The sequence below is a fragment of the Sphaerotilus sulfidivorans genome, assembly GCF_013426975.1.
Lineage (GTDB): Bacteria > Pseudomonadota > Gammaproteobacteria > Burkholderiales > Burkholderiaceae_C > Sphaerotilus > Sphaerotilus sulfidivorans.
Map to the genome: position 1 here is coordinate 21,146 of NZ_JACCPY010000045.1, position 6,438 is coordinate 27,583.

Annotated in this window: 5 protein-coding genes; 3 read left to right on the forward strand and 2 right to left on the reverse strand. The window is 71.2% G+C overall.

Features of this window, described 5'->3' with window-relative positions:
• Positions 1-31: 31 nt before the first annotated feature.
• Positions 32-2,380: a patatin-like phospholipase family protein gene (locus tag HZU84_RS18205; RefSeq protein WP_149504843.1), complete on the forward strand. Its 2,349-nt coding sequence runs from the start codon at positions 32-34 to the stop codon at positions 2,378-2,380.
• 16 nt (positions 2,381-2,396) lie between these two features.
• Here the strand turns inward: HZU84_RS18205 and HZU84_RS18210 are convergent, their stop codons facing one another.
• Together HZU84_RS18210 and yihA are read right to left on the reverse strand one after the other, a co-directional pair.
• The gene (locus tag HZU84_RS18210; protein ID WP_310734057.1) at positions 2,397-3,464 is read right to left on the reverse strand and encodes a LacI family DNA-binding transcriptional regulator; all 1,068 of its coding nucleotides are present in this window, start codon (positions 3,462-3,464) and stop codon (positions 2,397-2,399) included.
• Positions 3,439-4,188: a ribosome biogenesis GTP-binding protein YihA/YsxC gene (gene yihA / locus HZU84_RS18215; protein WP_149504842.1), complete on the reverse strand. Its 750-nt coding sequence runs from the start codon at positions 4,186-4,188 to the stop codon at positions 3,439-3,441. Before yihA ends, HZU84_RS18210 begins: the two co-directional genes overlap by 26 nt.
• Before the next feature lie 117 nt (positions 4,189-4,305).
• Here yihA and HZU84_RS18220 point away from each other — a divergent pair, with 117 nt between their 5' ends.
• Complete coding sequence (locus HZU84_RS18220) at positions 4,306-4,887, forward strand: c-type cytochrome (protein WP_244954355.1); 582 nt, start codon at positions 4,306-4,308, stop codon at positions 4,885-4,887.
• A gap of 144 nt (positions 4,888-5,031) precedes the next feature.
• Positions 5,032-6,438 (forward strand): cytochrome c biogenesis protein ResB (locus HZU84_RS18225; protein WP_257644644.1); only part of this gene is annotated, 1,407 nt, incomplete at its 3' end.

Below are 6,438 nucleotides of genomic sequence, written 5' to 3' on the forward strand. Positions count from 1 at the left end.
GGGGGCTCGGGCGCCGGCACAATCGGCGCCCATGAGCGGATCAAGATCCTGGTGCGCGCGCCTGCTGGGCGTCGTGCTGGCCCTGCTGACCTCCGCCGTGCACGCGCAGATGCCTGCGGGCGTGTCCGGCGGCGACCCCGAGGTCGACACCCTGGTCGGGCCGGCGCTCGGGCGTGCGCGCATCGGCCTGGTGCTGTCGGGCGGCGGCGCGCGCGGCCTGGCGCATGTGGGCGTGCTGGAGGTGCTCGAGCGCGAGCGCATCCCGGTCGACGCGATCGCCGGCACCTCGATGGGCGCGATCATCGGCGGCCTCTACGCCAGCGGCATGGGCGCCGATGAAATGCGCCGCGAGCTCGGCGCGATCGACTGGGGCGCGATGTTCGCCACCCGGTTGCCGCGCGAGAGCCTCGGCCAGCGCCGCAAGGAGGAGGACTTCGAGATCTCCCCGGCGATCGAGATCGGCCTGGAGCGCCTGGGCGGACAGCCGATGCTGCCGATCGGCTCGGTGTCGAGCCGCGAGCTCGAGCTGCTGCTGCGCCGCCACACGCTGGCGGTGCGCCGGGCGCCGAGCTTCGACGGCCTGCCGATTCCCTTCCGCGCGGTCGCCACCGACATGGAGAGCGGCGAGGCGGTGGTCTTCCGCGACGGCGACCTGGCGCAGGCGCTGCGCGCGAGCATGTCGGTGCCGGGCCTGTTCGCGCCGATCGAGGTCGACGGACGCATCCTGGGCGACGGCGGGCTGGTCGACAACCTGCCGGTGGACGTGGCCCGGGCGATGGGGGTCGACCGCATCATCGCGGTCAACATCGGCACGCCGCTGGCCGGGCGCGAGACGCTGGGCACGGTCACCGGCGTGACCACCCAGATGATCAACATCCTGACCGAGCAGAACGTGCAGCGCTCGCTGGCGCGGCTCGATCCGCGCCGGGATCTGCTGATCGCGCCGCCGCTGGGCCGGCTGACCTCGGCCAGCTTCGACCGCGCCGCCGATCTGGTGGCGGCCGGACGCGAGCATGCCGAGCGCATGCTGCCGCAGCTGGCCGCGCTGCGCCTGAACGAGACCGACTGGCAGGCGCACCGCCGCGCCCAGGCCCGGCCGCAGGATCCGCCCGAGCCGGTCGCCTCGGTGCGCTTCGAGGGCCAGGACCTGACGCAGCCGCAGCGCCTGGCCCCGGTGCTGGCGCTGCGTCCGGGCCAGGACTTCTCGGTCGAGCAGGCCGAGCGCGACAGCCGGGTGCTGGCCGCCAGCGGCGACTACATGCAGGTCGACTACCGGGTCGAGGACCTGCCCGCCGGCGCCGGCCTGGTCTACCGGCTGGCCGAGAAGCCCTGGGGGCCCAACTATTTCCGGCTCGGTCTGGCGCTGCAGAGCGACTTCGCCGGCCAGGGCGAGTTTAACATCCAGCTCAGCCACAACCGCCACTGGCTCGACGAGGCGGGCAGCGAGTGGCGCAACCGGGTGCAGCTCGGCTCGGTGCCGCGCTGGTTCAGCGAACTCTATGTGCCGCTGGGCGCGGGCAGCGGCCCGGCGAGCGACTGGTTCGTCGCGCTCTCGACCGATCTGTCCCGGCGCCGGCAGACCACCTACCGCTCGATCGGCCCGGACGAGGACGGCCGCGACCCCGAAGTGCTCGGCGACCCTGTGCGCAGCAGTCTGGGCGTGGGCATCGATCTGGGCCAGCCGCTGGGCGAGCTGGGCGAATGGCGCATCGGCCTGGTGCGGCAGATGTTCCGGATCCAGCCGGAAAGCGCCTACACCGTGCGGACCGAGGCCGGCAGCCTGGCGCTGCAGTCGCTTCATGCCCGCGAGGAGGCGCTGCGCAGCACCCTGGTGATGGACCAGCTCGACCATGCGGTCTTCCCGCGCAGCGGCTGGCGGCTGCGGCTGGAGGCGCAGACCGGCCGGCGCCGCCTCGACGAGCTGGCGCTGCAAGAGGCGCAGCGGCGCTTCCACCGGGTCGAGCTCGATCTGGCGGAGGTGGCCAGCCGCGGCCGCCACACCGTCGATCTGACGCTGAAGCTGCGGGCGGCCCGCCAGTCGCAGGTCGACGGCGCGCCGGGGCACTACACGCTCGGCGGCTTCCACCAGCTCTCCGGCTACGAGACCGACCAGCTCTCCGGCGACGGGGTGCTGCTGGGCCGGCTGACCTGGCAGGTGCGCCTGACCGGCCGGCCGGTGCTGACCCGCGGCGTCTTCGCCGGCATGACGCTGGAGGCCGGCAATGCCTGGGCCCTGCCGCGCGAGATGCGGCTGACGCCGCTGCGCTGGGGCACCAGCGCCTTCCTGGCGGCCGACACCGGCATCGGGCCGCTCTACCTGGGTCTGACCTGGGCGCCGCAGGGGCGTGCCGGCATCACGCTGAGGCTGGGCCGGCCCTGAGCGGGCAGTGGCCGGTTCAGCGCATCGAGCTCTGGCGCACCACCAGCTCGACCGGCAGCGTGCGCGGCGGCGCGTCGCGCCCGGCGACCCGCTCGAGCAGCGCCTCGACCATCTCGACGCCGGCGCGCGCCACCGGCTGGCGCACCGTCGTCAGCGGCGGGTCGGCATGGCTGGCCCACTCGATGTCGTCGTAGCCGACCACCGCGACATCGCGCGGCACCTCGCGGCCGTGCAGCCGCAGCACCGGCACCACCGCGGTGGCCAGCACGTCGGAGCAGGCCACCACCGCATCGAAGTCGACGCCCTGCTCGAGCAGCCGGCCGACCTCGGTGCGGGCACGCGCCGCATCGAAGCCGACCGCCAGCACCCGGCAGGCCTGCGGCCCCAGTCCGGCCTCGGCCAGTTCCTGCTGGTGGCCGCGCAGGCGCAGCGCCGACTCCGGCGTGGTCGGATCGCCCAGGAAGACGAAGCGCCGGCAGCCGCGTTCGATCAGGTGCCGGGTGGCCAGGCGGCCGCCGCCGAGGTTGTCGCCGCCGACCGAGCAGTAGCGCTGCTGCGGCAGCTGCGCGCCCCAGACCACCAGCGGCACGCCCTGGTCGGCCAGGCGGTTGAGCTGATCGTGGCTGTGCCACTGGCCGATCAGGATGATGCCCAGCGCGGTGCCGCTGTCGTAGGACAGCGAGGCGTTCTCGAGCTGGTCGGCGTCGATGCGCGACACCAGCATGTCGTAGCCGCGATCGGTCAGCGCATCGGCCAGGCTGCCCAGCATCGACAGGAAGAAGGGGTCGGAGACATGCAGCCGCGTCTGCCGGTCGTACGGGATGACGACCGCGACGGTGCGGTTGTGGCGCAGCCGCAGGTTCTTCGCGCTGATGTTGATGGTGTAGTTCAGCGAGCGCGCCAGCTCGGTGATGCGCTGGCGGGTGGCGGCGCTGACCTCGGTGCTGCCGTTGAGCGCGCGCGACACGGTGGCCACCGACACGCCCGCGATGCGGGCGATGTCGGCCATCTGCAGCCGACCCGGGCGCGTCGGCGTGCCCGGGCCGGGCGGATCGGACTCAGGCGGGGCCGGCGGCAGGCTCATCGTCGGGCTCTGCGGGGGGCGGAGTGAAGTCCGGCAGCACCATCGCACCGAGCGCCCACTGCTGCAGGATCTCGGCGGCGTCGCCGACGCCCTGGCGCTTCAGCGCGGAGAACAGCGTGATGCCGATGTCGGATTCCTCGGTCGAGACCTCGCCCAGCACCGCCTGCGCGCGGCGCAGCGATTCGGCCTGCTCCTTGCGGTTGAGCTTGTCGGCCTTGGTCAGCAGCACCAGCAGCTTGACCTCGCCGTTGACCACCCGGGGGGCCACGAAGCTCAGCAGCTGCCGGTCCAGATCGGTGAAGCCGTGGCGCGAGTCCACCATCTGCACCACGCCGGCGAGGTTGCGCCGCACCCGCAGATAGTCGGCCATCACCTCCTGCCAGCGCAGCTTGGAGGCGCGTGCCACCGCCGCGTAGCCGTAGCCGGGCAGGTCGGCCCACAGCGCCTGCGGCGTCTCGCGTGGTCCGACCTCGAACAGGTTGATGTGCTGGGTGCGTCCGGGCGTCTTGGACGCGAAGGCGAGCTGGCGCTGCTGCGCCAGGGTGTTGATCGCGGTCGACTTGCCGGCGTTGGAGCGTCCGACGAAGGCGATTTCGGGCAGTTCATGGGCCGGCAGCTGGTCCAGACGGCTGGCCGTCGTCAGGAAACGGGCCGTGTGGGTCCAGGCGAGTGCCGCGCGCGTGGCGTCGGCGCCACCCGGGGGTGGTGTGGTGGTGAGGCTCATCGCCGGCATTGTAAAATCGTCCGGTTTCACGTCTGTCACCCTCCCGCCAGCCCACGGGGCCGCTTCATCATGAAATCGCACTTCAAGTCGCTTCTTGCTCTGCTTGCGGCAGCCGCCATGGCCACCCCGCTTGCCGCTTCCGAGTCCAAGCCTGCCGCGAAGGCCGATCTGGTGAAGGGCGAGGCCATCGCCACCCAAGTGTGCAGCGCCTGCCATACCGCGGACGGCTCGCGTGGCTCGGCCGCCAACCCGATCATCCAGGGCCAGCACCCGGAGTACCTGGTCAAGCAGCTGACCGAGTTCAAGTCGGGCAAGCGCGACAACGCGATCATGAAGGGCATGGCCTCCGCGCTGAGCGAGGACGACATGAAGAACGTCGCCGCCTTCTACGCCAGCAAGCAGCCCAAGCCGGGCGCGGCGCGCAACAAGGAGCTGGTCGCGCTGGGCGAGAAGATCTACCGCGGCGGCATCGCCGACCGTCAGGTGCCCGCCTGCGCCGGCTGCCACAGCCCGAGCGGCGCCGGCATCCCGGCCCAGTACCCGCGCCTGTCGGGCCAGCACTCGGACTACACCGAGCTGCAGCTCAAGGGCTTCCGCGACGGCGTGCGCAAGAACAACGCGGTGATGACCGGCGTGGCCGCCAAGATGAACGATCGCGAGATCAAGGCCGTCGCCGACTACATCGCCGGCCTGCACTGAGGCAGGCGGCTTGCCGGAGATTCCATCTCTGGCGCCGATTGACGAAGATCAAAAAGGCCGGTCCCAGACCGGCCTTTGTGCATCTTTACACTGTCTTCAGTCCCTGTTCGCATAATCCGGTCCGCCATGTCCGCCATGTCCGCCATGTCCGCCTCCTCATCCTCATCCACCGCCGGCCTCGAGATCGGTCGCGGCTCGCGCTGGCTGCGGGAGAGCGTCGAGCTGCTGTCGTCGATGCGCTTCGCCATCGCGCTGCTCACGATCATCTGCATCGCCTCGGTGATCGGCACCGTCATCCAGCAGCACCAGCCGCCGGTCAACTATGTCAACCAGTTCGGGCCGTTCTGGGCCGACGTGTTCGGCCGGCTCGGGCTGTACGCGGTCTACAGCGCCGGCTGGTTCCTGGTGATCCTGGCCTTCCTGGTGCTGTCGACCAGCCTGTGCATCGCGCGCAACACGCCGAAGATCCTCGCCGACCTGCGCACGACGAAGGAGGGCATCCGCGAGAGCGCGCTGCAGGCCTTTCCGCACAAGGCGCGAGGTGAGCTGTCGCTCACCCGCGATCAGGCGCTGGCCCGGGTGCAGGAGCTGCTGTCGGGCGCAGGCTGGAGCGGCAAGGCGCAGATGCGCGAGCGCGGCGTGATGGTGGCGGCCCGTCAGGGCGCGACCAACAAGCTGGGCTACATCGCCGCGCATGGCGCGATCGTGCTGATCTGCATCGGCGGCCTGTTCGACGGCGACCTGATCGTGCGCGCGCAGATGGCGCTGCTGGGCAAGACGCCGTTCGAGGGCGGCGGCATGATCCGCGACGTGCCGGCCGAGCACCGCCTGTCGCCATCCAATCCGACCTTCCGCGGCAATCTCTACGTGCCCGAGGGCGCCACCGCCGGCACCGCGGTCATCAACCTGAGCCGCGGCATCGTGCTGCAGGATCTGCCCTTCAGCATCGAGCTGAAGAAGTTCGTGGTCGAGTACTACGACACCGGCATGCCCAAGCTCTTCGCCAGCGACATCGTGGTGCACGATGCCGACGGCACGAAGACCGAGGCCAAGATCAAGGTCAACGAGCCCTTCATCCACAAGGGCATCGCGATCTACCAGTCCAGCTTCGAGGACGGCGGCTCGAAGCTGACGCTGCTGGGCCGGCCGATGGGCCGCCCCGGTGCGCCCTTCGAGGTCAAGGGCGAGGTCGGCGGCGTGACCACGCTGAGCAGCGGCGCCGACGCGAAGAACAGCTTCCAGCTCGAGTTCACCGGCCTGCGGGTCATCAACGTCGAGAACATGGCCGCCGAGGCGCCCTCGGCCTCCGGTGCCGATGTGCGCAAGGTGGACCTGGTCGACTCGCTCGGCCAGCATCTCGGCTCGGGCGCGCGGCCGTCGGGCGACAAGCAGCTGCGCAATGTCGGCCCTTCGGTGGTCTACAAGCTGCGCGATGCCGCCGGCCAGGCCCGCGAGTACAGCAACTACATGCTGCCGGTCGATCTGGACGGTCTGTCCGTCTTCCTGGTCGGCGTGCGCGACACGCCCGACCAGCCCTTCCGCTATCTGCGC